Genomic DNA, 25,201 nt, shown 5'->3' with positions numbered 1-25,201 from the left:
AATGCAGAAACTACACTGTGTAGTGTAGCTTTTCTTGAAAACGATGATTGGCGGCTGATGCTTGCGTGCCTTGGCCAGTAGATCGTCCCGCAGAACAACGTCGGAACCTGCCGCGTTCCAATGGAGTCATTTCAATCATGGCCACTGTTTCGTCCAGCGTCACCCGCGCTCCCCGCCAGGAAACTTCCCGCCAGGAGCAGGGCGCCTTTCGTAACCATGCTCCGGTACGTCGCGCCGGTTTCGGTAAAACCCTGCAGATTTTCTGGAACATGCTGTTCCACAAACCGCGCAATACCCGTCCGGCCGGTGCCATACCCGTCCAGCCGCTGACCCGTGAGCAACTGCAGGCGGCTCCCAATCACAGTGTGTTTCGTCTTGGGCACTCCACGGTGCTGTTGAAGATGCGCGACAAGTTCTGGATCACTGACCCGGTGTTTGCCGAACGTGCATCCCCGGTGCAATGGGCTGGTCCGAAGCGTTTTCACCAGCCCCCCATCAGTCTGGAGGCGCTGCCCGAGATCGAGGCGGTGATCCTCTCCCATGACCATTACGATCACCTGGACCACCAGACAGTACTGGCCCTGGCAGGCAAGACCCGGCACTTTCTCACCCCGCTGGGAGTGGGAGACACCCTCATCAAATGGGGGGTACCAGCGGCCAAGGTCCGGCAGCTGGATTGGTGGCAGGGCTGCGAAGTCGAGGGCATCCGCTTTATCGCTACGCCGTCGCAGCACTTTTCCGGTCGCGGGTTGTTCGATGGCAATCACACCTTGTGGGCGTCCTGGGTGATGATCGACGCAGCGACGCGGATCTTCTTCAGCGGCGATACCGGTTACTTCGACGGCTTCAAGCGCATTGGCCAGCAATACGGGCCCTTTGACCTGACGCTGATGGAAACCGGTGCCTACAACGTCGAATGGCCCCATGTACACATGCAGCCGGAGCAAACCCTGCAAGCTCACATCGACCTGCAAGGTCGCTGGTTGCTGCCGATCCATAACGGCACCTTTGACCTGGCCATGCATGCCTGGCATGAGCCCTTCGACCGTATCCTGGCCCTGGCTTGGGAGCGCAACATCACTATCACTACGCCGCAGATGGGTGAAGCCTTCAACCTCGCACAACCTCAGCGGGGCGGAGCCTGGTGGCTGGAGGTGGAGGGTGCCTCGGAACAGGCGGCTGTCGAGTCTGCGTAATCCTGTCCTGACCCATGTGTGGCAGGTCGGCAAAGACAGGCCGAGGCTGTGAAACTTGTTGGATGTCCGCTCTGAGGGAGCAGTGTCATGGCCTACAGAATTCATATCTTCGGCGCATCCGGTTCCGGGACTACAACTTTGGGTCGGGCCCTGGCCGAGCGCTTGTGCTGCAAACACTTCGATTCCGATGATTTTTTCTGGCAACCCGGCGCCAAGCCTTTTAGTTGCCGGCGTCCCCGTGACGCACGTATCCATATGTTGCAAACCCAGGTGTTGACGGAGCCGGACTGGGTCCTGTCCGGCTCCCTTTGTGGTTGGGGAGATGTGCTGATCCCCAGTTTCACTCTGGCGGTCTTCGTGCAATTGGACCCTGAGGTTCGCTTGCAGCGCTTGCGTGCCCGTGAATTTCAGCGCTACGGCGAGCAGATTTTCGAGGGGGGCGAACGCTACGTCGCGACCCAGACTTTTCTCGCCTGGGCCGCCGGCTACGACGAGGGTGGCCACGGAACCCGCAGTCTGCGGCGCCATGAAAGCTGGATCAAAAACCTCGACTGTCCGCTCGTTCGCCTGGATTCGACCCGGCTTTCAGTGCCGGACTTGTGCGGGCAACTGCTCAAGGCACTGGATCACTCGATCATTGCGTAGTCAGGGCGTTCCATGGGGTTGGGAGTCGCGCCCTTGATATTCATGCCGCGGCCCGGAGCGAAGCCGGGAAAGAACACCAACCCTTGAGCTTCAAGGCAGAACGCCAGTGCCAGGCGGGTCACGTCACGCACCTCGTAGCCGGCTTCGAAGCGCTGGATAGCTTGCACCGAGACTGCGGATTCACGGGACAGTTGATCCATATCCCAATCCAGCATGTCACGGGCCTGGGCACAGTGCTGCGGAGTGAATTGATAGAGGGCGATACGTTCCAGGGTGATTTTCATCGCTAGAGAGGCCATGGTTTTCTCCGGGAGGTTAGGCTGGAAGTTGGCTTGGTACTGTTTATTTGTACAGTTGTTTAATTCCCGGATCAAACTGATTTTTGCTCTCTGCCTGCGCCTTTGGTCACAAGGTTTTTCCCGGGCTCGGGTCCGTCCTGTTCAGGTAGGTACTGGGGGACCGCCCCAGCACCCGGCGGAACATGGTGGAGAATGCCCCGGGGCTGTCATAGCCGAAATCCAGGGCGATGCGTGTCACGGACTCCGCGGCTGCCAACCGCGCCAGGGCCAGGATCACGCAGGTTCGTTGTCGCCATTGAATGAAGCTCATACCCGTTTGCTGACGGAAGACGCGGTTAAACGTGCGCAGGCTGACGTGCAACCGATCCGCCCAGTGCTCCGGGGATTGGTGAATATCGGGATGCCCGAGAAAGGCCTGGCACAACTCCAGTAGCGGGCCATCAGCCGGCAGAGGGATATGCAGCGGTAGTGCCGTGCTGCGTCGCAGTTCATGCAGCAGCAGGTCGACCAGCAATCCGTCACGCCCGCCCTGATCGTATTGCAGGGGAATCTCTACGGCCTCCAGGAGCAGTTGGCGCAACAGCGGTGAGACGCTGACGACTCGACAGCCGCTGTTATCCAGGGGCGCCGCGGCAGGTTCGATATACAGGCTGCGGGTACTGACCCCGAGCATCAGCACCTCATGTTCCACCCCGGGTGGAATCCACACCGCATGTTGCGGTGGCACTACCCAGTTGCCCTGATCGGTGCCCACCTGCATGACTCCGGTAGCGCCATACAGCAGTTGTGCCCGCCGATGACGGTGACGAGGCAGGCGTTGGCCGTCGGCGTAGTCGGTGCCGATGGCCAGTACCGCACGCGGTGTCTGATCCAGTTGATCGATGGAGATATTGCGCATGCCGAGTCGTTCCGTGTTTGGCGTAAACGCAAATATTATTGGCTGACTTGCTGAAGTCGGCCAAGCGCTGAAGCTCTATCGTCCAGCTCTTGTGCAAAGACGAGCGTGGTCCGATGTTCTATCTACTGCTGGCACTTTTTGGTTGCATGACGGGTATCAGCGCCGTGCTGTTCGGCTTTGGCGGCGGATTTGTAGTGGTGCCGCTGCTGTACTGGATGCTGCTGGGCAGCCAGGGGGCGGACTCGGCGGCAGGGCAGTCGGCGATGCATGTCGCGGTGGCTACCTCGACTTGCGTGATGATCGTCAATGCCCTGGCCGCTAGCCGTCGACACCATCAGGCGGGCAATCTTGTTCGCCACTACCTGTGGCCGCTGGGGGGCTATATAGGGCTGGGGGCTATCTTGGGTGCGGCAGCGGCCATGTGGGTCAGTGGCGAAGTGCTTCGCTATGCCTTTATCGCCTACCTGGGAATCACCGTTGCTGACTGCCTGCTGCGACGTGGTTTTCTTGAACCGTCCCAAGGGCAGGAGGCGCGTCTTCTTGGAGCCCGCGAAACGCTCTTTGGCGGTGTAGGAATAGGTGTTGTCGCCACCTTTCTCGGCGTAGGCGGCAGTGTCATGACGGTACCCCTATTGCGCCGTTGCGGTCTGTCCATGACCCAGGCCACCGCAATGGCCAATCCTCTGAGCGTGCCTGTGGCGTTAGCGGGAACGGTCACCTACATGGCCCTGGCCCGTTTCAGCTCGTTCGATCTCGGCCCCTGGTTTGTCGGTTATGTCGACCTGCTGGCGTTCTCGGTACTGACCCTCGGCTCGTTGCTGGGCATCCGCCTGGCCACTTCCTGGATTGGCAGAATTCCCGACCGTGTACATGCAAGGGTGTATATCGGTCTGTTGTTGCTGGTGCTGTTCAGCATGTGTGTGAAGGGCTAGGGGCGTCACGCTTGGTGGCTCGATTGTCCTTGTCCGCAGATCCATAATTGCCCGCTGCTGAATGCTGGCTCTGGCTTGGCTGACCGTGCTTTCGGCTTTTTCATACAAGGGAGCTTCCATGTTCAACGGGTTGATCCAATGCACAGCCGACGGCTGGCAGGGGCGGTGGTCAGGAAGCATCCAGGGGCCGTGGCCCTGGAGTTGCCCAAGCGGTGAAACCGTAGGGGGCTATTTTGCTTCCAGGCCCGGTGCCTCGCGAATCACGAAATGGTCCAGGTTCTCGATATTGGCGCTGAACACCCCGAAGGTCGCTTCGGGGTTTTTCTTGCTCGGCACCTGCTTGAGTGTCGGGGTGACGCCATAGAAGAAGCAGTACAACTCACGCTGGCTGTCGATGGCGTTCTTTATCTCTTCAAGGAAGGCTTTGCGCTTGCGGTAGTTGTCGACCAGTTTCTTGCTCAGGTAGACGTTGACTGAATAAGGCTTCTTCTTGGCTTCTCCCTCTTCCTTGAACCAGACCTTGTGCTCGAAGTCGATGCGAAAGCTCTGGGTGTAGTCCTTGATTTCCTTGATCTTGCCCCAGTAGATCAGCCCCTTGTTATCCAGCAGGTACTCGATCTTCTTGAAGAACGAGGCGTAGGACGCTGTGTGCTCGCCGATCTTCAACGGCATGCGCTTGAGCAGTTCCTTGTCGTCGATATTCGACACGAAGCATTCCACCGGGTGAGCGAAGACGCTGGTCTTGTCCGGGGTTGTATCGCGCCCGGCGTGGGGCGTTTGCAAGCTGGCGGGCGTCACTGGCGGGTTATTTCCAGGTGTCTGCGGCGCTGCTGTCGGGTTGGCCGGTCGGCGCAGGTATTCGCGGCGGGTCAGCAGCAGCTCCGAAGGGAAGTGCTCCTCGCGATCATCCTCGACTGCAGCCCCTTCGATGCTGCCGGGGCTTTTGCTGATCCCGTAAGGGCAGCCTTCTATATGAAGAGTGCTGGGCAGGTTCTTGAAATGCGGAGTGCGGATGTAATTGACGTTCTTGGCATTGAAGGTGCCCAGTTGATTGGCGGCATCGAACGCTGCGCGACAGTCATCGTTGGGGCACTGGAAGCTTTCCTTGGTCGAGTCGAAGACCAGGGTTTCATCGAAGTTCAGATCCCGCACGTCATAGATCGACAACTTTTCGTCGAGGCTGATGCAGTAGGCGGTATCGAATTTCATGAGCGCTTTGATCCTTAAGCGGGGGAGGGAACTTTATAACGGCAGGTCTTGAAGCCTGCACGCACTTTAATGAGCCGGGCCTTGTAGGTGAAGCAGGTGCGGACTTGCGTGGCCAATAAAAAGGTTCTTCACGGATTACCGGGAAAGACGCTCTTGATCTTCATGAAAAAGAATTCGCTATCTTGGGACTGGTTGGCCTGCAGTTGTTTACGCGAAGGGCCTCTGCTGCGTAACGTGGATCGTTGGGGAAGGTTACATAGCTACAGTATCTCGCGAATCCTACGGCGGATATTGCAGCGCAGCGGGCCGGACGCAGAAGGCATCAGCGGTCATTCACTGCGCAGAGGTTTTGCTACTTGGGTCAGTGCTAATCAGTGGAGTGTCAAGGCCCTGATGGATTACGTGGGATGGCGCGATGTGCAGTCGGCGATGCGTTACGTCGACTCGGATGCCCCGTTTGACAGAATGCGGCGCTAATTGCTGGTAAGCGGCCTATATGGGGGCCGACACCCTGACTTAGCCGCCTTAGCGTACCTACAAAGAGTGGAGATGGGTGTCTATCAGTAAGTTCTTGTCGCCAAAAAAGAAACGCGCCTGTCGTTCAGTGTTTCGCAGACTATAAGCTGAGTTTCAACACCCCAAGTGTGGAGCAGTACTACTGTAAAAAGCTGGATTAGCGACGCAAGTGCCCAGGTGACGGGAAGCGTCAAAAGCGCCATTCTCGACGTCGTGCCCGCAGGGATCTCTACCGACGATTCTTATTAATAAATCGCAACAATTTTCGTAGCACAATTACTGCCGACTAGAAGCGTTTTTCAGGGGCGGAGACCATAATGCTGCCCTTTTGAAGCCGTCGGTTCAGCCGTTACCATCTCGCCCAAGGTCCGGATCTTTGATCCAAATTCGATTGCACTAATTCAGGGTGGTTTTAATGATCTGGTTTCTACAGGGTCAGGCTTCTCAGCGCGACATCATTTTGGGCGTATTGGAGGCACTCCCATCCCGTGTGCGCGTATTCGCCTCCCATGGAGAGGACCGGCCGGAGATCACAGGGCTTGCTCACGAAAGCTTCCATGAGCCCAAGGGCCGTGAAGAGCGTATTGACTGGGTGCTCCGCACCGCAGTCGAAAACTCGATCAAGGTGATTTTGGTTGGTCGCGTTGGTGGGGCATATGAAGAGCGTCGTGCTGACTTCGAGCGCGCAGGTATCACGCTTGTCACCGGCGGGATGAACTCTCGCACCTTCGAGCTGGTTGACGACAAGGCCAATTTCACAGCCGAGGCTGAGCGCGCTGGGTTGGCTTGCATTCCTGCTATCACAGTTGAGACTCCAGAGCAGCTACGCGCCGCCTACGACAACCTGAGTTCGACTTCAGAGGTTTGCATTAAGCCTGTTGTTGGTATCTATGGCCAGGGTTTCTGGCGGTTCAAGGCAGGGGTTGACCCATTCCGGTGCTTCTCGAACCCAGATGCTCGAGAAGTGGACTTCGAGACCTACCACCGAATTTACGCTACCGGACTAGTTCGAGAGCCGATGCTCGTGATGCCTTACCTCCCAGGTCCCGAGTGCTCGGTAGATATGGTTTGCGAAGGTGGCAAGGTTGTGGCTTACGTTGGTCGCCGTAAAGCCGGAGCGCACCAGACTTTCGAGCGCGACACTCCGGCAACCGATCTGGCTGTTGCCGCGGCCCAGCATTTCGGCTGTGACGGCATCATCAACGTTCAAACCCGCGATGGCGCCGATGGGAAGCCAAGGCTTCTTGAGATCAACCCCCGTTATTCAGGTGGTATTGGCTACACCCGTGAAGCTGGTGTCAACCTGGCGGGTATCTTCGCTGCGCGCCGACTTGGCCTCCCTGAGCCAGAGATCTCCTGGAATGAAGGGGTGCGAATTCGGGCGATCACTATTGCCGTTACGACACCAACTGGGTGATAGAATGACCGTCATTCTGGGATCGCGTGGACCAGATTTTCGATTGGCGTTTCTGTCTACTCAGGGAGCGAGACATGCTGAAGCCGGGCGCGAATGTTGCACTTTCTTCACCAAAAGCATCGTGGACGTTGGAGTCTTCGCAACAGAATGCTTTTGGCTCGACCGCAGCTGTCGCGCTGATCCCTGTTGATGACAAGCGATCCCCCAGGGGGGCTGCCGCGCTCTTTCATATTGAGCAGCCCGCTTGGATGCAGTGGAGTGGCAGTCGGGAGCAGGTCGGCTGCACGCTTCAGCTCGGAAGCCTGCCTGCCGGCAGTGATCGCGTTCTCCTAATCGTTTACAGATATTCCAACCTAGGGCCGGTCAGCTCTCTTGGGGGCCTCAAGCTCAAGGTGGATGAGTCGATTACATACGACCTGGATACCGGCGCATTTGGTGAGAGCGCGCTGGTATTGGGCGAGTTCTATTTCCGCGCTGAACAATGGAAATTCCGGGCCATGGCAGAAGGCTCTGCCTATGGCCTGGCGGCGTTTGGCCGCAGGCTCGGGCTGGAGATTGACGAAGCCAACCCTGACCATCCAGATGTCGGGAGTGGTGACTCTCGCCCTAATGGCGGTGCCACAACCGCGACTGGCACTGGCTTTGCTGTGTCCAGCAACGTCCTGCTGACCTGCGCCCATGTTATCGAGGGCATGTCCTCGATCGAGATCAGTTCCTTCAATGGCCGGTACCGAGCAGAACCTGTGATGGTCGACACTTCAAATGACATTGCATTGCTCCGAGTAGATGGTGCGCCATTGAAGCCTGTCCAGTTCTCGGCGACCGGCGGCTGCTCCCTGGGCGACTCCGTGACAGCGATTGGCTTCCCAATGTCGGGATTTGCTGGCGGTGGTGCGCATGTCACCCAGGGCGGCGTCTCAGCCCTTTTCGGCTTGCGTAACGATTCAAGCCTATTGCAGTTCACCGCAGCAATTCAGCCCGGGTCAAGTGGCAGTCCACTATTCGACTCACGGGGGAGTGTGGTCGGCATGGTTACTTCAACCGTGCCAGATGCACAGAACATGAATTTTGCCGTCAAGTCCCATTTGCTCGGCGCCTTCTTAGAAGCATGCCATATCCACATCACAGTCAATGACTCTCATGCAGCGCAGACACCTACCGATATAGCGAGGGGTGTTCAACCGTCGCTTTGGAAAATCGAAGCACGAAATTAAATGCTGCATGCCATTGAAATTAAAAGTGCGCACGTTAGGTTCACTACTATCGTCCGCGAAACTCCAACATGGAGCATAGTTTATTGAATCAAGTGTCTACAAAGTTGAGCGCCACCCTGAAGCGCGGCGTGCTCGAAGTTGATGTGCATCAGGCTTCCATTTCGCCTGAGTCGCTTTTTGGTTTTGCTGAGCGTCGCAATCCGAAACGAGCATTTTTGTTTGTTTCTCGGGTGTTGGGTAAGCACATTCCCGTCAAGCCATCAATGATGCAGCAGTCCTACAAAGCTTTGGCTGCACAAATTCCAGCCGACCTGCCAGGCCCTGTCGTGGTTATCGGTATGGCTGAGACAGCCGTCGGCCTGGGGGCCGGTGTTCATCGCGCCCTCAGCGAGTCACGAGCTGACACAATGTACATCGTAAGCACCCGCCACCCGGTGGGCGATCAGATCTTTGCTCGTTTTGAAGAAGAGCACAGTCACGCTAGTGCTCACTTGATTCATGAGCCGTCCGAGCCTCAGCTTTCGGAAATGATGCGTAGCGCCAAGTCGCTGGTGCTCGTCGACGATGAGGCCTCGACCGGCCGCACGTTCATCAATCTCCACCGCGCCCTCGTGGACGCAGGCCTCAATCAGATTGAGCGCGTTGTCACTTGCGTTCTAACTGATTGGTCTGCTGGCGCTGTGTCGAGCAGCATCGGCGAAGCGGCCGTCCAGGTATCCCTGCTGAGTGGCGCTTACAACTTCACCGAAGATCCTGAAGCTCCGCTTCCTGAAATGCCGGATACCGGCACCGTGGCCGTGGGGGATTGGGCTGTGAACCCCGAGAACGACTGGGGCCGACTGGGAACCTGCGGGGTAGCAGATACCTTGGGACTCAACATCGCTGTCAAGCCAGGTGAGAGGGTCATTGTCCTCGGCACCGGAGAATTCGTTTGGAAGCCATTCCTGCTGGCTGAGCGCCTTGAGCGCGCTGGCGCAGATGTGCACTTTGGCTCGACTACCCGCTCGCCAATTGCCCTTGGTCATTCGATCGGGCACGCGCTGAATTTCTCGGACAACTACGGTCTCGGCATCGTCAACTTCCTCTATAACGTCGCACCCGGGCAGTTCGATCGAGTGCTGATCTGCAGTGAGACAGAGGCTCAGGCGGTGCCGTCTGCGTTGATTGAGGCTTTGAACGCGGAGGTGATCGTCGATGGTCAATAAACGCCCGCTGGCCCTGGTCGACCTGGACGACACGCTTTTCCAAACCGCTCGAAAGATGCCTGAGGGTACCTCGCGCTATCCGGCCTCCTTTGACGTTACCGGTGAAGTGAGCGGTTACCAGACCGAGGTGCAGAAGCAGTTCCTTGAATGGCTCCTGGCCACGACTGATGTGATACCCGTAACTGCGCGCAGTGCCGAGGCTTTCAACCGCGTACGTCTGGATTTCACTGGGGCTGCAATTTGCTCCCACGGCGGTCTGATTCTTAATCCTGACCGCTCCGTAAATATGGACTGGCATGGCGTGATGAACGGAATTCTTTCGGAGTTCCAGGACCGCTTGCCCGTGCTGTGTGAGGCGGCATTGCGCATCGGGGATGAGCACGGTGTATCGCTTCGGGGCTGGGTTGTGGAGGAGGCGGATCAGCGTCACTACGTTGTGGTCAAGCACAACAACGGTTCAGACGCAGACCTGATACGGGTGCGCAACAAGCTGCATGAAGCCGGCCTGATCGAAGGCATGCACACTCATTCCAACGGCAACAACCTTGCCTTGTTGCCTGCAGGTCTGTCCAAGCGCGTCGCTGTTGAGCACTACCTCAAGCAGGATCGTGAGTTGAACGGTGAGCGTCCAGTGCTCGGCTTCGGCGACAGCATCACCGATCTCGGCTACATGAACCTCTGCGATTTCTGGTCGACTCCGGCACGGAGCCAGCTTGCCACGTTGGTCGAGGATAGCATCCATGCTTAACCCGATCCTGACCTCGATGACTGTTGGTAGTGGTAGCTACTTGCCTGAGGATGTTCGTTTCCTGCTACAGCCAGTGAACATCGGCCTGACCGATGTGCTGGAAAAGGAGCGGCTGATCCAGTCCAAGCAAAAGCACTATTCGGAAATGATCAGCCAGGAAGATGCGCCATCAGCGACTCACATGGAGTTGTTCGAGCGAGCCATGACTCAGAACGGCCTGCGCATGGCGGCGGACGTTCAATCCCTGGCTCTGGCCTTGAAAGAGCGCTACCAGGGTCCGACAATTGCGCTCGTGTCCTTTGTGCGCGCCGGGCTGCCGCTTGGTGTTCTATTGCGCCGAGCATTGATTGGCCTGGGCCGCGACGCTCATCACTACGGCATCAGCATCGTCCGCGACCGAGGCATTGATACGGTTGCGCTCGAATCGATCATTGCTGCCCACGGCGCTGAGAACATCGTTTTCGTCGATGGGTGGACCGGCAAAGGCGCAATCTCCGGTGAGATCAAGCGCAGCCTTGCAGGTGACAGCCGTTTCCCTGAAGACCCCCGATTGGTCGTACTGGCAGATCCGTGCGGCCGAGCCTGGCTCGCAGCCTCGGCTGAAGACTGGATCATCCCATCCGGTATTCTGGGTGCGACCGTATCCGGTTTGGTTTCCCGTTCGATCTGGCCGAGTGATGGCGGGCTGCATGGTTGCGTCGTATACGACCACTTACGAGAGCACGACGTGACCCGCGCTTTCATTGATCGGATCGAAGCAGCTCGCGCTGCCGTCGAGGTAAGTCCGGCTCTGCCGTGGACACCAGATGAGGCAGATAACCTGCAGAACGGTGCACTTGGCGTCGTCAGCCGTCTTGCTGAGCGATTTGGTGTGACCAATTTGAATCGCATCAAGCCTGGAATCGCCGAAGCGACTCGCGCTGTGCTGCGCCGTGTCCCAGATCAGGTACTGGTGCGGAACCGAAGCGACGCAGACGTCCAACTGCTGATTCATCTGACCGACCGTGCTGGCATCCAGGTACAGGAAGCTGGTGAAGACTTGGGGCCATACCGTGCCGTTACCATCATCCGGGAGGTGAGCTAATGGACCGCATCTCCCCGTGGGCCCTGGGCGCGACGCTCTACATGCCCGCAACCCGAGCTGATATTGTAGAGGTGATTTGCGCTGATAAGCAGCCTGGTCTTCGCTCGCTCGTTATCTGCCTAGAGGATGCGGTTGCCTCTACCGATGTTGAGCATGCACTTCAGTCACTGCGGGCGATCTTGACTGCTATCGGGCCACGAGCGAGCCGTTCTACGAGAAGTCCGCTGGTTTTCGTACGACCGCGTGACTCGAAGATGGCGGCTGTACTCAATGAATGGCCCGAGATTACCGCAGCGCATGGGTTTGTAGTGCCGAAGCTGTCCCTTGCCACCTTAGGTGAGTGGGTTCGTGCAGTTCCCAATCCAGATCTGCTGTTGATGCCCACGCTGGAAACCAACGACGTATATAACCCTGGTGCCATGGGTGAGTTGGGTTGTGCGCTTCGCTCAGAGCTGGGTGATCGAATCCTGGCTTTGCGCATCGGTGGCAACGATCTGATGAATTGTCTGGGGCTGCGCCGTAACCCGGCCACGACGTTGTATCAGACCCCCATGGGTTACGTGATTCCGATGCTGTGTGGGGTGCTCGGGGCTCAAGGTTTTGCTCTTACCGCCCCAGTCTTCGAGCAACTCGCAACACCTCAGCTACTCGCTGAGGAACTGGAACTGGATATTGCCCACGGGTTGGTTGGTAAGACAGCGATTCACCCGACTCAGATTGCGCAGATCCATGACGGATACCGGGTTCCTCTTGAGGACTACAACTGCGCCAAACTCATCGTCGATGCTTCTGCGCCTGCTGTTTTCAAGCACAACGATGCGATGGTTGAACCAGCGACACACTACAACTGGGCCATCAACATCATTGAGCGGGTGAAATGGCACGGTGTGAAACCCGCAGAAGCACGTATAGCGGAGCCAGTTCGCCTAGCTGAGGCAGTTCGATGACCCAGGTAATGATTGAAGCTGGCCCGGCCTCCGGCCAGGTCCTGTCGGTATTTGACTTCGACGGTACCCTGACGCGGCGCGACAGTTTCGTCCCATTCCTGCTATTCGCGTTCGGTAAGCGGAAGTTCTCCGCGCGGGTGATCCGCATGCTTCCTGCATGCATTCGCTACCTCGGCAAGGGAATGAGTCGAGACGAGCTTAAAGCTGTGCTTGTCGCTACCTTCCTGACCGGTGTTGAGGAGGCTTGGGTAAAGCGGAAGGCTGCGGAATTCAGAAGGGCGTTTTGGGTACGGCTCATGCGGCCGGCCGGCGTCCAATCCGTTGCGGCTGAAGTTGCTAGCGGTGCACTGGTAACAATCTGTTCAGCTTCTCCGCGGATAGTGCTCATGCCTTTCGCTCAGGAGCTGGGCATCAGCTTGATTGGGACCGAGCTCGAGGTAGTTGAAGGTAAGCTCACCGGTGCGCTTAGCGGGAGTAATTGCCGCTGCGAAACAAAGGTGCTTCGCCTGGAAGCTGTTTATGGCCCGCTGGCCCAATACAAGCTACGAGCTTGGGGGGACACCCGCGGGGATCGAGAGCTGCTTGCTGCAGCACAAGAGCCTCACTGGCGGCACTTCCACCCGCGCTGGCAGCGAGGTCGAATGAAGATCGAGAAAATTGGTGCGCGAATCGATTCGTCGGTCGCGACCACAAATTCAGTTACAGGTGCCTCCTCTGGCACCCAACAGCACGATGACCAACAAGGAGCGTAACGATGGCACTTACCCTTTCGAAGAATCAGTCCATTTCTCTGGAGAAGACCGCGGGCTCGGGTCTGTCCAAGGTAACCCTGGGTCTGGGTTGGGATCCTGTGAAAGCTACTGGTCTTTTCGGCAAGATTTTCGGTGGCGGTGGTGAGATCGACCTCGACGCGTCGTGCATCATGCTGGATGGCGACCTCAAACCAGTCGACCTGGTGTGGTTCCGCCAGTTGAAATCCAAAGATGGTTCGATCCAGCATTCTGGTGACAACCGCACTGGTGAGGGTGAGGGTGATGATGAGTCGATCACCGTACACCTGAGCAACGTTCCTGCATCGGTTAAGCACCTAGTGTTTACCACTAACAGTTTCACTGGGCAGAACTTCTCGCGCATCCAGAATGCGTACTGCCGCATCGTCAATGACGGCAATAAACAGGAATTGGCGCGTTTCAACCTCAGTGACCAGGGTGAGCACACTGGTGTGGTCATGGCCAACCTGTCTCGCGACGCTAGCGGCTGGGAGTTCAAAGCTATCGGTAAGACAACCCATGGCCGTACTGCTGATGATCTGGTGAACCTGGCAGTTCAGGCGGTGCGAGCATGACAACCTTGGTCCCTGGTGGTAATGCACCGGTAGCGACCGGGAGCCTGCGGGTGGAGGTGGGTTACTCGCCCATTCCCGGTGCAGACATTGATGTGTCTGCATTTGCACTGACCACAACGGGTAAGGTCCGTGGCGATGATGACATGTGCTTTTACGGCCAGCCCAGTGTACTGGGTGGGGCGGTGCAGCTGGTTGACACGGCTGCTGGCCGCGCCGTCTTCACCGTTGACCTCAGCCGGCTGGACGCAGCTATCGAGAGGGTCGCGCTGACGGCTACCATCTACGAGAACAAAGCCAGCTTCGACCGTGTACCCATGCTTGTGGTCACTGTGTCTGATGGCATTGAGACCCAGATCCCGACTTCGGGGATGAAGGAAACCGCGCTCATTCTTGGCGAATTCTACCGTCGCCAGGGTGCGTGGAAATTCCGTTGTGTCGCTCAAGGCTTTGCCGGTGGCCTTGCACCACTGGCAACCCACTTTGGTGTCGACATTGCGGCCCCAACTCCAACGCCAGCTCCGAGTGCTACGCCGGCTCCGGCTCCAGCGCCTACCCCAGTACCGGCCCCTGCTCCAAAGTCGACTATCAGCCTGAGTAAGGTGACCCTCGACAAGACTCGTTCCTCGATCAGCCTGGAGAAGACAGCTGCCGGGTTCGGTGAGATTCGGGTGAACCTGAACTGGAACCAAGGAAAGTCTGGCGGCTTCTTCAGTCGTAGCAAGTCTATCGACCTCGACGTCGGTTGCTTGTTTGAGTTGCAGGATGGGCACAAAGGCGTAGTCCAGGCATTGGGCAATGCCTTTGGCGACCTTGAAGACGAACCCTACATTCAACTCATGGGTGATGACCGAACTGGTTCCGTCTCTGGCGGCGAGTGGATTCACATCAATGGGAAGAAGTGGGGCGAGATCAAGCGGATCCTTGTTTACGCCTTCATCTACGGAGGGGCTCCGAACTGGGGGCAGACCGATGGTGTTGTCACCATCTTCATCCCTGGCCAGCCAGAGATTGAAGTGCGGTTGAACGAGGAGGGTGGAAGCCTAGGCTGTTGCGCCATCGCTCTCCTTGAAAACGACAACGGCGCCGTTAAGGTGTCTCGTAGGGTTGACTTCCATAGAAGCCAAGAGCCCATGGATAAGGCCTACAGCTGGGGCATGCGCTGGAGCGTAGGGTCCAAGTAATTCCCCCCCCTGGCGGGGCCTAAAGCTCCGCCTTTTTTGAGGTACGAACATGCTCAGTTGGTTGAAAGCAAAAGGTGCGCAAGCACGCGAGACTCTTACTGCCGAGGTCGGTAAGCATAAGAATCGCAAGTTCATGGAAGCCACTGCCAACGGTTGCGCCATGGTAGCTGTGGCCAGCAACGGTGCTGGTCCAGAAGAAAAGCAGAAGATGATCGGCTTCATCAACAACTCCCCCGAGTTGAAGGTGTTCAGCCTGACTGACGTACTCGCAGTCTTCAACGACGCGATGAGCAAATTCGAGTTTGACCCTCAGATCGGTCAAGCCGAGGCGTTGAGGGTCATCGGCCGGATCAAAGACAACGAAGGGGCGGCACGCCTTCTCGTTCGCGTTACCTGCTCCGTCGGCGCATCCGATGGTGACTTTGATGAAAAGGAAAAGGCGGCTTGCCGTCTGATCTGTCTGGAGCTGGGTCTGTCCCCAGCTGAGTTCGAACTTTAAGGTACTGACCTGTGGAAGTTACCCATATCGGTTTCCCCCCGCTGACGATGATGGTTTTCGTCGGCATCGCCCTAGGCGCTCTGCTGCTCGACATGGTTACGCATCGCGGCGATAAGCCGGTCTCGCTGGCAAAAGCGTCTGTCTGGTCCGTGTTCTGGATTGCAATATCCCTCGCGTTTGCAGGATTCTTGTACGTTCAGCACGGCCCTGAAGTCGCCAGTCTGTTTGTCACCGGCTATGCCCTTGAGAAGGTTCTCAGCGTCGACAACCTGTTCGTGTTCATGGCCATCTTTGCCTGGTTCAAAGTGCCTGATGGCCTGCGCCACCGCGTGCTCTACTGGGGCATCATCGGCGCGATCGTCTTCCGCGGCATTTTCGTTGCGATCGGTACCGGCCTTCTGGCGTTCGGACCTTGGGTGGAAATCGTATTCGCACTGATCGTGGCCTGGACCGCCGTCATGATGCTCCGTAGCGGCGGTGACGATGATGAGGAGGAAGACTACTCCAAGCACATCGCCTATCGATTCGCCAAGAAACTGTTCCCGGTATGGCCAAAGCTGCACGGCAACCAGTTCTTCGTTAGCCGCAAGGTTCTTGAGGGCGAGCTGCTGAAGCCTGAGAACAAAGGCATGAGTCTGGCTGCCAAAGGTGGTTTGTTTGCAACCCCGCTGTTCCTGTGCTTGGTAGTGGTGGAAGTATCGGATGTGCTGTTTGCCTTCGACTCCGTGCCGGCGGTGATCGCGGTAAGCCGTGAGCCTCTGATCGTGTACTCCGCTATGCTGTTCGCCATTCTGGGCCTGCGTACCATGTACTTCGTTCTCGAGGCCCTGAAGCGCTACCTGGTGCACCTGGAGAAAGCGGTCATTGCGCTGCTGTTCTTCATCGCGGTAAAACTGGGCCTCAACGCCACTGACCATATGTTCCACCATGGCTTCAAGATCGATCCAAACACCAGTCTCCTCATCGTGATGGTGGTGTTGGTCATCGGCATCGTTGCAAGTGTGATCTTTCCCGAAAAAGAAGACACTCAAGCAGAATCCAACTGAATCACTTGTACCCTAACAAGGAGTTTATGAAATGGCTTTGACCCTGCAGAAAGGCGGCAACCTGTCCCTGACCAAAACTGACCCGTCGCTGACCAAGATCATCGTCGGCCTGGGTTGGGACCCGCGTTCGACCGACGGCACCGAGTTCGACCTCGACGCCAGTGCATTCCTGCTGGCTGCCAATGGCAAGGTTCGCGGTGAAGCAGACTTCATCTTCTACAACCAGCTGAAAAGCCAAGACGGCTCGATCGAGCACGCCGGCGACAACCGTACCGGCGCTGGCGAAGGCGATGACGAAGTACTGAAGGTCGACTTGAGCCGCGTGCCAGCTGACATCGACAAAATCGCGTTCACCGTTACCATCCATGATGCCGATGCTCGCAAGCAGAACTTTGGTCAGGTCGGCGGATCGTTCATCCGTATCGCCAACGACGTAACAGGTGCCGAGGTTGTTCGTTACGACCTGGCCGAAGACGCATCGACCGAAACCGCGATGATCTTCGCTGAGCTGTACCGTAACAACGGGGAGTGGAAATTCCGCGCCGTTGGCCAGGGCTATGCTGGCGGTCTGAAGGCGCTCGCCAACTCGTATGGCATGAACTTCTAATATTTGCTCCCTCGTTAGCAGCACAAGCTGCTAACGAGCAAACCACCTATTTTAAAAGGGATTATCCAATGGCTGTCTCTCTGTCCAAGGGTTCCAACGTCTCGCTTTCCAAAGAAGCACCAGGCCTGTCAGAAGTAGTCGTAGGCTTGGGCTGGGACCCTCGCGTGACTGACGGCACCGAGTTCGACCTCGATGCCTCGATCTTCATCACCGGCGAAAACGGCAAGGTCCTGAACGACTCCAGCTTCATCTTCTACAACAACAAAACCTCGCAAGACGGTTCTGTTGAACACCTGGGCGACAACCGTTCCGGCGCGGGTGAAGGCGACGACGAGCAGGTCAACGTCAAGCTGAGCGACCTGGCTGCAGACGTCAAAAAGCTGGTCTTCGCGGTCACCATTCACGATGCAGAAAGCCGCAAGCAGAGCTTCGGCCAAGTTGGCAACGCCTACATCCGCGTCGTCAACAAGGCGGACGGCAAAGAGCTGGCGCGCTACGACCTGAGCGAAGATGCGTCGACTGAAACCGCGATGATCTTCGGTGAGCTGTACCGTCACAACGACGAGTTCAAGTTCAAGGCGATCGGCCAAGGTTTCGCTGGCGGCCTGAAGCCGTTGGCTGAAGCCCATGGTGTTGCCATCGGCTAACTTGAGCCGGTAGTAAAAGCCCCTGCTTATTTGGCAGGGGTTTTTTTTGTCAGGTGGTTCGTTTTGAGCATCTAGCTTTGCGCGCATACAAGATGCGCATGGATTGCGGAGTTTTCAGTGATTAAAAGAATCTTGGTTTCCAGTGCTGTGGTCACCATGTTGGCCGGCTGTGGTCAGCCAGCAAATGATGTACGTCTGTCCCTGGCTCTTAATGAGCTACGACAGAACTGTTTTGGGAACGACACGTACGGGTGCCGTAGTGATACGGTGGATTTTAACCAGAAAGTTCTGGAACTGACTGACTTCAAAAATGACGCCGCAAAGGAAAACATCACGAAGCTCTTCGGAGATGAAGGGTGGTCGCTGTACCAGGATGTCGCTGATGAGTTTGTAGAAGACGGCCTCGACGCGCTTGAGGACTTGCGGCCGAACATTTTCGCTCGAATTTTCCTCGGTGATTCGCAACCTATGTCCCCAAAAGGGTTTGTGATGACCTTCAACCCGGAGGATATGGGCCGGGCTTTGAGCGATATCCAAAAGGAGTTTTCTGTTCGGGCTAAGAAGGCAGGACTGAAGCCAGACGATCAGGCACTTCGGAGTTACCAGATGATCGCCGATGCCCTGAATGGTAAGGGAGGTTTCAGCTCAGGTGAACCGGAGCCGAATGTCGGTGTTGATACCCTGGCGACAGGTCCGGCCGAGCCGCAATTGAATAACCCAGTTGCTACCTCAGCCTCGGTGGTGGAGGCTCACTCGACTGCTGCAGCACAGTCGTTCCCTGAACTGACTGGTGCAATCAATGCCTACATCGCGGGGCTCGATACCGACGGCGGTGTAGAGTACCCGGAAGGTCGCCAAATCATTCAGGTGGATCTGAATGGTGACGGTGAGTTGGATGCCGCGGTGCTCTATACCATCGAAGGCTCAGGTGGCTCACAGACGGCTTACCAGACGCTCTCTGCGTTCTACCATGCGCCAGAGGGTTGGCAGGCTCAAGGTGGCGATGCCGCGATCAGTGGCGCCGTTCGTGAGGCGCGCGATATCGGCAGCCGCACCATATTCATTGATGCGCTGGTTCAGGGGGATGAGGATCCACGTTGCTGCCCAACGCAGCCATACCCTCAGCGCTTCCAGTGGAGCGGTGACAAGTTCATTGAGCTTCCAGGTGCTTGAACGATAGTTCTCAGAGGGGCGCACGTCCGTGTCATCGTGCAATGCCGCCAGGTATGCGTAATCACTCGTGGATAGAGCGCCCCAGTTCGGAAATCTTGAGCCAAGGATAGGGCTATGGGTCCAACGTTTCTCTAAGCGGATAACGATCGTGCCAGGTTTTAGGCTGAACCTGAGTGCAACGGCGTCAGCGCGTCAATCGGGCCGAGAGGGCTGAGCATGACCATGGGGGGCAGCGGTACGTTCCTGAATGCCGGCCCACCCGGGACGGGCTTGTCCTACCGCCAACGGTTAGATGGCGGCCGGCAGCCGGCGTCCAGCTCCTCCGGTTCATCAGACTATTCAAGGCCGATTAGGATCAGCGTGCAGGATGATGGAGCGCTGTCCATTGTCGATGACACTGGGAGCCCGATTTCTGCTGCAGTCGCGAGGCACGTGAAGACCAAGGCTGCTGAGAAGCTGAATCAATATCTCACCGATTGCCTAGGTGTCCATGTTGGCACTCCCCGGCCGGGGGAGTCTGCCGGCATTACCACCTCCTTTTTCGATGCCGATTCCGACGGCGCCGACGTCAGTTGAGCCTGGCCTCATTGATTGGCTCTTCGGGTCTGGCAAGCTCGAGGCTGATCGCCTCACCAACGAGCAGGTGTATCAGCAGGATCTATCGGAGTGGCAAGCAACCCGTGACGCTCATGACAGTGAGCGCTCCGAGGCAGAGAAGATTTTCCGCCTGGCTGCGAAGGGATTCAGTGCGCACACATATGGAGAAAGCGCTCGATTACGTGCTGAGCGGCATAGCCTGGCCCAAGGAAACAATTGTTGCCTATCAGTTCACTTGCGATGCAGCCGGCATTGCCTTGGACGTGGATCTGCCTGACGAGGGTGATACTCCGCGGCGGACAGTCGAGGCAAAGGGGAATGGAAAACTCTCCTTCAAAACCCGGAGCGATGCCCAGATGCGACGGGATTTTGTGGGTTTGTGTTATGGCTCTTTGTTCAGAGTCGTTGGCGAGGTGTTCGCGCTCCTGCCGGCGATCAATCGCTGCCTGGTGTCAGGGTACGTTCAACGCAATGACCCTGCGACCGGTCGCCTCGAGGAGCCCTACATTTTGTCTGTTGTCGTGCGGCGGGAGGACTTGGATCTTGTGGACTTTGCCCGAATTGAGCACATAGATCCTGTAGGTGCCCTGAATAGCTTGGGTGCGCGGGTTGACTTGGACCGAGCTTCGAGGTTCCGCGAAATCCAACCGTTTGACCTTGATTGCCTGAGATGAAGGGAACTGCGGCACCGTGGTGCCGCAGCTTTCAGCAATTACGAACTGATGATCCCTTTAGCCTTGGCCTCTTTGAGCCAGCCCGGGAACTCTTTCATAAGCTTGTCGTACAGAGCGTCTTCGGTGAGATCATGGAGGTCATCCACGGCGAAGAAGCTGCAGTTGTCGACAACACGGCCTGCCATATCATCAAGTCGCTCCAGAATGCCGTAGCCGTGGCCGCCCAAGCCTACAAATTGCCAGAAGAACGGACGGCCTGAAGCCTCCATCATCAGCTGGGTGATCTCACGGTTCTTGTGCACGCCGCCGTCGCTGAGGAAGATGATGTAGACCGGTTCTGACCCGCCCGAGCGGTTATAGAAATCCATCACCATGCGCATCGCTTTGGGTTCGTCGTTGATGCGTTGGCCCACATCCCACTTACGCCAACCACCTTGCTCTGTGTCGATGTAGTCGCTGTAGTTGGAGAGAGTCGCTGGCGAAAGCTGAACTGGTTTGGCCCCAAACCCAAACATATCCAGCTCGCCGTCATCATCGAAGGCTACGGCGAGTGGCATCAGCCGGTTCATGGCCTCTTGCACTCTGCCTCGGCTGTACTGGCCATTCATAGAACCACTCACATCGAGCACGAAGGCCAGCTTCGCTCTCACTTTGGTGAGGTTATTTTTCTCCAGGCTGATCTGAGCTTTCTTTGCCAGGCTGAGCAATGCTGGCGCTTGGGCTGCGACCTTCTTCTCGAGAGAGAACGACGCCTGGACAAGAGGCGGCGCAGCGGGTGCTGGGGCCTCATCGCTCACCTCACCGCCGAAGTGGCGCACAAGCGCGCTCAAGCCTTCTTTGAAGCCCTGCAGGTTTGCGAGCATGCGCCATTCGCCACCCTTGCGGTAAATGTCGACGACCATGATCGCCTTCTCGACGGTGAAGGTACCCCCGGCAAATTCGCACGTCGCTGCGCTTGGCGCTCCAGGGCCACTCACAACGAAGCGACTGGATGAGATGTCTTTCATGGCACCCGAACCGTCGATCGCCGCGGTGAACACCAATCGATCAATCGTTGCCGGCAATGCGCTCAGGTTGATCTCGAACTGACCTGGTCCAATTAGCCGGATGGCATCAGCAGGGGCGGTGGTTTGGTTGAAAAACACCATGAAGCGGTCATCGGACAGCTTGGACTGCTGATCAAGCCCGAAACAGGCTACGTCGATCACATTGCTTGACTGAATGGAGACAGAAACAGTGAGGTGGTCAGAAATACCTATGCTGGACAGCGGCAGGCGCTGGCCCTGTGTGATTTGCATACTGCGTCCTTGAGAAGTCAGGTCCGGCGGTTGTGAAGCCAGGACAGCGTCCTGGCGGTGCCCACACAGCTTAACGTCCGGGGGGGTTAACGGCGAAAGTTAAGCCTACTGGTTCGGGACCATTGGCCTATGTCGGGCGCGAAGCTTCCGGCGGACGAGCAGGGTGATGGCAAGCACTAGAATGAGCAGCACGCCGAAGAACAGAGCGTTGAAGAGTGGGAACGGTTCGTCCCGGCTGGTCGTGGCTTTGATGTCGGTGATGTTTGGGAACATCGAGAATATCTGGAAACGCCAGCCGTAGTACCGGATGACTGCGAGCTGGTTTGCGTCACGCGAGTAGTCCTGAGCTTTCGCCTGCAGGTCGGCGCTATCGAATTTGAAGTACCACGGGAATCCCCAGCCTGTATCTTCATTTCGATAGACAGCCACCTCACGTTTCGAGTCGGTAGAAACAGTGTTGATGAAATATACATCACGGGTTGGGCCATCAGCCGGATTTTCAGCACTGATCACGCCATCCGCATCCATGCGCTTCACCTCGACACCAGTCACATGAACGACCTCATGGCGCGGCAAGTAGAAGTGGAAGCACAAAGCGATTACCGCAATCAGCACCAAGCTGAGGATTCTAAGCGAACGTTTTACCCAGGGCATCAAAGTGATCACTCTTTTGAAATTGGCAATATGCAGGGAAACTGTGATGTCCGCGCTGGAGAGTTGTTGCAAACTACTTCAGTCCGGTTGGCGTAGATGCTGCCATATCAAGACGAATGGGCCTAGCGATCTCCCGCCCGCGGTGATTCTTAGTTGACCCTATGAGGATGACGCGCGTGCACCGGGCGGCGCACGGCGAAGGGGTTTACGTCAGTCCAGGTAACCGATTGAACTCGAGGCACTCACCGGTTACGACAAACCCATGAGGTAAGGGCTGTGTACGCCGCGGAGAGCGCCGTAATCAGCGCCATAATCCGGCGCCTCACCCTGAACCCACCACGTTGCGGGAGGGATGCTTCAGGCACTTGGGGTCCAGTTCTTCTGCGAATCCGGTGCCGAATTGCCGCCTGGTGGCTTGGCTCATCAGCAGTTGGCCAGCATCGACCTGGCGGGCATGGACTCACGGCTGCAGGGTGTCCTGTTTGAGGTGGCACGTGACGTTGACAACCCGCTCATCGGCGAAAAAGGCGCCTCGCATGTATTCGGCCCTGAGAAGGGGGCGGCGCCATCCCTGGTCCGAGAACTGGATTCGGCACTGGGCTTTTATGCGGACATAGCAGTCAACCTACTGGGCAAAGACGAACGCAATTCACCAGGTACCAGCAGCTGCGGGAGATCGGCATCTGCGCAGCGTTTTCCATCACTTCCGGGCCTATGACGCTGGAGCACGCCTGTAGCAACGCTGCGGAGCTGCTGTGTGATCGAGCGTTTGATGTGATGAATGTTTGGGCTCTCAGCGGCGCGAGGTGATTCCCTTCGTAATGCTACGGCTATGTAATGGCAATCTGCCTTGCCGCAGCGATAGCTACATGCCTTGACAGGCATGTTTTACAGTCCAGAGTGTTGGTAGGATCGCAGCGGTGATAGACCGCAAGTGACTCAAAACCCTGCGCCTCCCTGCCGATGGCCCACGACCTGTCCTTAGCACATTGACTTCACGCAGGCAGAATCGTTTGAGTGTCAATTTATTGAGATGACGTCAAACACTTAATGCTTACTAAACATTCAATATGTTATGCGTGCTGCCTTAGCTGCTCATCTGATGAGACTCAAGTTAATCATTGATGAACCGTCGCGCCGTAGGGGAGCGAACGTATGGTGCCGCATTGTTAAGTATTGGTTCTACTTAGTTCTGCGCTCTGTGCTTGTTTGTGGTGCGTCAGGCCAATCTGGATGAAAAGAATCCTGGGCCAAGTGAAAAGCCACGAAGGCTAGTCCTTTGAGTTGGTGAGCTAGCTCCGATTTGGTAACTCAATGAGCTTACCAGTGTAGGAAATGAGGTTGCCCCAGTAGTCGAACCTAATGGTGAACCTGGCGTCCAGCTCCTGGTGATTCACACGCGATATGGGGCGACAGTCATTGCATAGCTTGCCGCGATAAAAAAGCCATCTCAGCTTTCACTGAGATGGCTTTGGTCTTTAAGGTTTGGTAGGTTCAAACTTATCTGAAAAAGTTCAGACGGGCGTGAAGACCTACGGCCGGGAATCAATCCCAGCTCAATGCACCGCCAGTCTGATACTCGATCACGCGGGTCTCGAAGAAGTTCTTCTCTTTCTTCAAGTCCATGATCTCGCTCATCCATGGGAACGGGTTGGTGGTACCTGGGTACTCTTCCTTCAAACCGATCTGCGACAGGCGACGGTTGGCGATGAACTTGAGGTAGTCCTCCATCATCGCCGCGTTCATGCCCAGTACGCCGCGCGGCATGGTATCGCGAGCGTATTCGATTTCCAGTTGGGTGCCCTGGAGAATCATCTGGGTGGCTTCTTCCTTCATCTCGGCATCCCACAGGTGCGGGTTTTCGATCTTGATCTGGTTGATCACGTCGATGCCGAAGTTCAGGTGCATGGATTCGTCGCGCAGGATGTATTGGAACTGCTCGGCGACACCGGTCATCTTGTTGCGACGGCCCATGGACAGGATCTGGGTGAAGCCGCAGTAGAAGAAGATGCCTTCCAGAACGCAGTAGTAGGCGATCAGGTTGCGCAGCAATTCCTTGTCGGTGTCGACGGTGCCGGTTTCGAACTTCGGATCGGAGATCGAACGGGTGTACTTCAGGCCCCAGGCAGCTTTCTTCGCGACCGAAGGAATCTCGTGGTACATGTTGAAGATCTCGCCTTCATCCATGGCCAACGATTCGATGCAGTACTGATAGGCGTGGGTGTGGATCGCCTCTTCGAACGCCTGGCGCAGGATGTACTGGCGGCATTCCGGGTTGGTGATCAGGCGGTACACGGCCAATACCAGGTTGTTGGCAACCAGGGAGTCGGCGGTGGAGAAGAAGCCCAGGTTGCGCATGACGATGCGACGCTCGTCGTCGGTCAGGCCTTCCGGGTTTTTCCACAGGGCGATGTCGGCGGTCATGTTGACCTCTTGCGGCATCCAGTGGTTGGCGCAGCCGTCGAGGTACTTCTGCCAGGCCCAGTCGTACTTGAACGGTACCAACTGGTTGAGGTCGGCGCGGCAGTTGATCATGCGCTTTTCGTCAACGGCGACACGAGCGGAAGAGCCTTCCAGTTCAGCCAGGCCTTCGGCGATATCGAGCTGGTCCAGGGACGCCTTGGCGCGGGCCACGGCAGCGGAGTCGCTGGCAGTCACGGCGCGTGCTTCAAGAGCGGCGGCACCACCGGCGCTGTCGAGGCGGTCCATGTTGGCTTCGGTAGCGTGGCCGGCGTTGGCGCCTTTGACTGCAACTTCGCCTTCTTCTTTGTCGAATTCGTCCCAGCTCAGCATGACGTGTCGTCTCCTGCTTGAGGGCCAGATGCCCGTGTGAAAACAAAAGGGTTGGCTTTTCACACGGCGCTACTGGCCGCGTTAAATCATTGGAAATCGTTTGTTGCAGCAGTGAACGCAGGCAATAAACAGAAATACGTGTTCGGGTGCCTTGAAGCTGCTGTCGGGCGGAACTGAGGGTCTCGGCTCCGGCGCGGGATTCAGCAGGTCGTTTTCATCCGGTAAGGGAATGTTGCGGGCCCGTTTTGAGGACGCATTATAAGGATATTTTCAGGGCCGTGGGGCGACCGATGGGCGCAGGCGGGCCCAAGAAGGAGGGGGACTGAGAGCAAAGCGCGGGTTTACAAGGCTTTGGCCGTTGAAGATTTTTTTTCAGG

The 25,201-nt window shown here is 57.0% G+C and carries 27 protein-coding genes; 21 read left to right on the top strand and 6 right to left on the bottom strand.

Features of this window, described 5'->3' with window-relative positions; translation table 11 throughout:
- Positions 1-137 precede the first annotated feature (137 nt).
- Positions 138-1,196, top strand: a complete 1,059-nt coding sequence (locus tag PQT43_RS07565; protein ID WP_110594772.1) for an MBL fold metallo-hydrolase — start codon at positions 138-140, stop codon at positions 1,194-1,196.
- Between the two features lie 87 nt (positions 1,197-1,283).
- Positions 1,284-1,841, top strand: a complete 558-nt coding sequence (locus PQT43_RS07560; RefSeq protein WP_102880600.1) for an AAA family ATPase — start codon at positions 1,284-1,286, stop codon at positions 1,839-1,841.
- Here PQT43_RS07560 and PQT43_RS07555 read toward each other — a convergent pair.
- Together PQT43_RS07555 and PQT43_RS07550 are read right to left on the bottom strand one after the other, a co-directional pair.
- Entirely contained in the window at positions 1,823-2,140 is a 318-nt protein-coding gene (locus PQT43_RS07555) for a transcriptional regulator (protein WP_102860674.1), read from the bottom strand. The two genes, PQT43_RS07560 and PQT43_RS07555, sit on opposite strands and share 19 nt — an antisense overlap.
- Before the next feature lie 106 nt (positions 2,141-2,246).
- Positions 2,247-3,038 carry an AraC family transcriptional regulator gene (locus PQT43_RS07550; RefSeq protein WP_267268764.1) on the bottom strand — a complete coding sequence of 264 codons (792 nt, stop codon included), beginning with the start codon at positions 3,036-3,038 and terminating at the stop codon, positions 2,247-2,249.
- 113 nt (positions 3,039-3,151) lie between these two features.
- Between PQT43_RS07550 and PQT43_RS07545 the strand changes: the two genes are divergently transcribed.
- Positions 3,152-3,970 (top strand): sulfite exporter TauE/SafE family protein, encoded by an 819-nt coding sequence (locus tag PQT43_RS07545; protein ID WP_267268763.1) that lies wholly within the window; start codon positions 3,152-3,154, stop codon positions 3,968-3,970.
- Between the two features lie 228 nt (positions 3,971-4,198).
- Here PQT43_RS07545 and PQT43_RS07540 read toward each other — a convergent pair whose 3' ends face one another.
- Positions 4,199-5,179 (bottom strand): hypothetical protein, encoded by a 981-nt coding sequence (locus tag PQT43_RS07540; RefSeq protein ID WP_123394121.1) that lies wholly within the window; start codon positions 5,177-5,179, stop codon positions 4,199-4,201.
- A 162-nt stretch (positions 5,180-5,341) separates the two neighbouring features.
- On the opposite strand from PQT43_RS07540, the gene PQT43_RS31340 reads away from it, so the two are divergent.
- The 17 genes from PQT43_RS31340 (at position 5,342) to PQT43_RS07460 (ending at position 20,079) form a co-directional block, all read left to right on the top strand.
- Positions 5,342-5,656: a tyrosine-type recombinase/integrase gene (locus PQT43_RS31340; RefSeq protein WP_375106964.1), complete on the top strand. Its 315-nt coding sequence runs from the start codon at positions 5,342-5,344 to the stop codon at positions 5,654-5,656.
- A gap of 454 nt (positions 5,657-6,110) precedes the next feature.
- Entirely contained in the window at positions 6,111-7,112 is a 1,002-nt protein-coding gene (locus PQT43_RS07535; protein WP_253084664.1) for an ATP-grasp domain-containing protein, read from the top strand.
- Positions 7,113-7,186: 74 nt separating this feature from the next.
- The gene (locus PQT43_RS07530; protein WP_253084665.1) at positions 7,187-8,326 is read left to right on the top strand and encodes a trypsin-like peptidase domain-containing protein; all 1,140 of its coding nucleotides are present in this window, start codon (positions 7,187-7,189) and stop codon (positions 8,324-8,326) included.
- A gap of 83 nt (positions 8,327-8,409) precedes the next feature.
- Entirely contained in the window at positions 8,410-9,531 is a 1,122-nt protein-coding gene (locus PQT43_RS07525) for a phosphoribosyltransferase domain-containing protein (RefSeq protein WP_416375928.1), read from the top strand.
- Complete coding sequence (locus PQT43_RS07520) at positions 9,521-10,279, top strand: trehalose phosphatase (RefSeq protein ID WP_253084667.1); 759 nt, start codon at positions 9,521-9,523, stop codon at positions 10,277-10,279. Before PQT43_RS07525 ends, PQT43_RS07520 begins: the two co-directional genes overlap by 11 nt.
- On the top strand, positions 10,272-11,363 hold the full coding sequence (locus tag PQT43_RS07515) for a cysteine protease StiP domain-containing protein (RefSeq protein ID WP_272753656.1): 1,092 nt from the start codon (positions 10,272-10,274) through the stop codon (positions 11,361-11,363). The genes PQT43_RS07520 and PQT43_RS07515 overlap by 8 nt, the downstream gene beginning before the upstream one ends.
- Positions 11,363-12,310: an HpcH/HpaI aldolase/citrate lyase family protein gene (locus PQT43_RS07510; RefSeq protein WP_221811180.1), complete on the top strand. Its 948-nt coding sequence runs from the start codon at positions 11,363-11,365 to the stop codon at positions 12,308-12,310. The genes PQT43_RS07515 and PQT43_RS07510 overlap by 1 nt, the downstream gene beginning before the upstream one ends.
- Positions 12,307-13,062 (top strand): HAD-IB family hydrolase, encoded by a 756-nt coding sequence (locus PQT43_RS07505; RefSeq protein ID WP_253084670.1) that lies wholly within the window; start codon positions 12,307-12,309, stop codon positions 13,060-13,062. Before PQT43_RS07510 ends, PQT43_RS07505 begins: the two co-directional genes overlap by 4 nt.
- 2 nt (positions 13,063-13,064) lie before the next feature.
- Positions 13,065-13,655: a TerD family protein gene (locus tag PQT43_RS07500; protein WP_253084671.1), complete on the top strand. Its 591-nt coding sequence runs from the start codon at positions 13,065-13,067 to the stop codon at positions 13,653-13,655.
- Entirely contained in the window at positions 13,652-14,836 is a 1,185-nt protein-coding gene (locus PQT43_RS07495; protein ID WP_253084672.1) for a TerD family protein, read from the top strand. The genes PQT43_RS07500 and PQT43_RS07495 overlap by 4 nt, the downstream gene beginning before the upstream one ends.
- Positions 14,837-14,885: 49 nt before the next feature.
- On the top strand, positions 14,886-15,335 hold the full coding sequence (locus PQT43_RS07490) for a tellurite resistance TerB family protein (protein WP_253084673.1): 450 nt from the start codon (positions 14,886-14,888) through the stop codon (positions 15,333-15,335).
- 11 nt (positions 15,336-15,346) lie between these two features.
- Positions 15,347-16,381, top strand: coding sequence for a TerC/Alx family metal homeostasis membrane protein (locus PQT43_RS07485; protein WP_253084674.1), 1,035 nt, complete (start codon positions 15,347-15,349; stop codon positions 16,379-16,381).
- Between the two features lie 31 nt (positions 16,382-16,412).
- The gene (locus PQT43_RS07480) at positions 16,413-16,988 is read left to right on the top strand and encodes a TerD family protein (protein WP_253084675.1); all 576 of its coding nucleotides are present in this window, start codon (positions 16,413-16,415) and stop codon (positions 16,986-16,988) included.
- A 68-nt stretch (positions 16,989-17,056) separates the two neighbouring features.
- The gene (locus tag PQT43_RS07475) at positions 17,057-17,635 is read left to right on the top strand and encodes a TerD family protein (protein ID WP_253084676.1); all 579 of its coding nucleotides are present in this window, start codon (positions 17,057-17,059) and stop codon (positions 17,633-17,635) included.
- Positions 17,636-17,752: 117 nt separating this feature from the next.
- Positions 17,753-18,808: a hypothetical protein gene (locus PQT43_RS07470; RefSeq protein ID WP_253084677.1), complete on the top strand. Its 1,056-nt coding sequence runs from the start codon at positions 17,753-17,755 to the stop codon at positions 18,806-18,808.
- Positions 18,809-19,024: 216 nt separating this feature from the next.
- Entirely contained in the window at positions 19,025-19,384 is a 360-nt protein-coding gene (locus PQT43_RS07465) for a hypothetical protein (protein WP_317250080.1), read from the top strand.
- 182 nt (positions 19,385-19,566) lie between these two features.
- Positions 19,567-20,079: a hypothetical protein gene (locus PQT43_RS07460; protein ID WP_253084678.1), complete on the top strand. Its 513-nt coding sequence runs from the start codon at positions 19,567-19,569 to the stop codon at positions 20,077-20,079.
- A 38-nt stretch (positions 20,080-20,117) separates the two neighbouring features.
- On the opposite strand, the gene PQT43_RS07455 is transcribed toward PQT43_RS07460, so the two are convergent.
- A complete protein-coding gene (locus PQT43_RS07455) occupies positions 20,118-21,377 on the bottom strand; it encodes a VWA domain-containing protein (protein WP_253084679.1) in 1,260 nt (419 codons plus the stop codon).
- Between the two features lie 105 nt (positions 21,378-21,482).
- Positions 21,483-22,031 (bottom strand): DUF1523 family protein, encoded by a 549-nt coding sequence (locus PQT43_RS07450; RefSeq protein WP_253084740.1) that lies wholly within the window; start codon positions 22,029-22,031, stop codon positions 21,483-21,485.
- Between the two features lie 352 nt (positions 22,032-22,383).
- Here PQT43_RS07450 and PQT43_RS07445 point away from each other — a divergent pair, with 352 nt between their 5' ends.
- Positions 22,384-22,749 (top strand): glycerate kinase, encoded by a 366-nt coding sequence (locus PQT43_RS07445; RefSeq protein ID WP_267268758.1) that lies wholly within the window; start codon positions 22,384-22,386, stop codon positions 22,747-22,749.
- 827 nt (positions 22,750-23,576) lie between these two features.
- On the opposite strand, the gene PQT43_RS07440 is transcribed toward PQT43_RS07445, so the two are convergent.
- Entirely contained in the window at positions 23,577-24,824 is a 1,248-nt protein-coding gene (locus tag PQT43_RS07440) for a ribonucleotide-diphosphate reductase subunit beta (protein WP_011062780.1), read from the bottom strand.
- Between the last annotated feature and the right edge of the window lie 377 nt (positions 24,825-25,201).

The organism is Pseudomonas sp. BLCC-B112 (genome assembly GCF_028550695.1).
GTDB classification, from domain to species: Bacteria; Pseudomonadota; Gammaproteobacteria; order Pseudomonadales; family Pseudomonadaceae; genus Aquipseudomonas; species Aquipseudomonas danubii.
The sequence above is the reverse complement of the archived record's forward strand: the minus strand, read 5'-3'. Positions and strand labels throughout refer to the sequence as shown.

Excerpts from the sequence above, each read along its gene's own strand:
- PQT43_RS07565 (WP_110594772.1), top strand. The coding sequence starts at position 138 with ATGGCCACTGTTTCGTCCAGCGTCACCCGCGCTCCCCGCCAGGAAACT.
- PQT43_RS07560 (WP_102880600.1), top strand. The coding sequence starts at position 1,284 with ATGGCCTACAGAATTCATATCTTCGGCGCATCCGGTTCCGGGACTACA.
- PQT43_RS07555 (WP_102860674.1), bottom strand. The coding sequence starts at position 2,140 with ATGGCCTCTCTAGCGATGAAAATCACCCTGGAACGTATCGCCCTCTAT.
- PQT43_RS07550 (WP_267268764.1), bottom strand. The coding sequence starts at position 3,038 with ATGCGCAATATCTCCATCGATCAACTGGATCAGACACCGCGTGCGGTA.
- PQT43_RS07545 (WP_267268763.1), top strand. The coding sequence starts at position 3,152 with ATGTTCTATCTACTGCTGGCACTTTTTGGTTGCATGACGGGTATCAGC.
- PQT43_RS07540 (WP_123394121.1), bottom strand. The coding sequence starts at position 5,179 with ATGAAATTCGATACCGCCTACTGCATCAGCCTCGACGAAAAGTTGTCG.
- PQT43_RS31340 (WP_375106964.1), top strand. The coding sequence starts at position 5,342 with ATGAAAAAGAATTCGCTATCTTGGGACTGGTTGGCCTGCAGTTGTTTA.
- PQT43_RS07535 (WP_253084664.1), top strand. The coding sequence starts at position 6,111 with ATGATCTGGTTTCTACAGGGTCAGGCTTCTCAGCGCGACATCATTTTG.
- PQT43_RS07530 (WP_253084665.1), top strand. The coding sequence starts at position 7,187 with ATGCTGAAGCCGGGCGCGAATGTTGCACTTTCTTCACCAAAAGCATCG.
- PQT43_RS07520 (WP_253084667.1), top strand. The coding sequence starts at position 9,521 with ATGGTCAATAAACGCCCGCTGGCCCTGGTCGACCTGGACGACACGCTT.
- PQT43_RS07515 (WP_272753656.1), top strand. The coding sequence starts at position 10,272 with ATGCTTAACCCGATCCTGACCTCGATGACTGTTGGTAGTGGTAGCTAC.
- PQT43_RS07510 (WP_221811180.1), top strand. The coding sequence starts at position 11,363 with ATGGACCGCATCTCCCCGTGGGCCCTGGGCGCGACGCTCTACATGCCC.
- PQT43_RS07505 (WP_253084670.1), top strand. The coding sequence starts at position 12,307 with ATGACCCAGGTAATGATTGAAGCTGGCCCGGCCTCCGGCCAGGTCCTG.
- PQT43_RS07500 (WP_253084671.1), top strand. The coding sequence starts at position 13,065 with ATGGCACTTACCCTTTCGAAGAATCAGTCCATTTCTCTGGAGAAGACC.
- PQT43_RS07495 (WP_253084672.1), top strand. The coding sequence starts at position 13,652 with ATGACAACCTTGGTCCCTGGTGGTAATGCACCGGTAGCGACCGGGAGC.
- PQT43_RS07490 (WP_253084673.1), top strand. The coding sequence starts at position 14,886 with ATGCTCAGTTGGTTGAAAGCAAAAGGTGCGCAAGCACGCGAGACTCTT.
- PQT43_RS07480 (WP_253084675.1), top strand. The coding sequence starts at position 16,413 with ATGGCTTTGACCCTGCAGAAAGGCGGCAACCTGTCCCTGACCAAAACT.
- PQT43_RS07475 (WP_253084676.1), top strand. The coding sequence starts at position 17,057 with ATGGCTGTCTCTCTGTCCAAGGGTTCCAACGTCTCGCTTTCCAAAGAA.
- PQT43_RS07465 (WP_317250080.1), top strand. The coding sequence starts at position 19,025 with ATGACCATGGGGGGCAGCGGTACGTTCCTGAATGCCGGCCCACCCGGG.
- PQT43_RS07460 (WP_253084678.1), top strand. The coding sequence starts at position 19,567 with ATGGAGAAAGCGCTCGATTACGTGCTGAGCGGCATAGCCTGGCCCAAG.
- PQT43_RS07455 (WP_253084679.1), bottom strand. The coding sequence starts at position 21,377 with ATGCAAATCACACAGGGCCAGCGCCTGCCGCTGTCCAGCATAGGTATT.
- PQT43_RS07450 (WP_253084740.1), bottom strand. The coding sequence starts at position 22,031 with ATGCCCTGGGTAAAACGTTCGCTTAGAATCCTCAGCTTGGTGCTGATT.
- PQT43_RS07445 (WP_267268758.1), top strand. The coding sequence starts at position 22,384 with ATGCTTCAGGCACTTGGGGTCCAGTTCTTCTGCGAATCCGGTGCCGAA.
- PQT43_RS07440 (WP_011062780.1), bottom strand. The coding sequence starts at position 24,824 with ATGCTGAGCTGGGACGAATTCGACAAAGAAGAAGGCGAAGTTGCAGTC.